Origin of the sequence: Pantoea sp. 18069 (assembly GCF_902706035.1) — a bacterium.
Classification (GTDB): domain Bacteria; phylum Pseudomonadota; class Gammaproteobacteria; order Burkholderiales; family Burkholderiaceae_C; genus Comamonas.
In genome coordinates this window covers 1-251 of the sequence record NZ_CACSJA010000175.1, presented here as the reverse complement: position 1 = coordinate 251, position 251 = coordinate 1, and the positions used below count along the sequence as shown (strand labels likewise).

Annotated in this window: 1 protein-coding gene; it reads right to left on the bottom strand. The window is 58.6% G+C overall.

Annotated features, from left to right (window positions below; genetic code table 11):
- Nucleotides 1–156 (bottom strand): transposase (locus GVL12_RS27165; protein ID WP_159918411.1); only part of this gene is annotated, 156 nt, incomplete at its 3' end.
- Nucleotides 157–251 lie beyond the last annotated feature (95 nt).

The window sequence follows — 251 nt, the reverse complement described above, 5'->3', positions numbered from 1 at the left end:
AGGCAATGCGCTCTCGGCGTCAATCACCCATTTGCGCAGCATATTGGCGTTCAGGCTGTGCGCCAGTGCTACCGCTGCGATGGATACACCAGGGCGCATGCATTCCTGGATCACCGCTGCCTTGAACGTAAGGGGCCAGCAAACACACGTTGATATCGACCCGACGCTGTAGGAGGCTCGTGTCCACCAACTTAGGCGGACACATGAACACTTACGGAATAGATTTGATGGGCCGGCGACGCAGGCGGCGG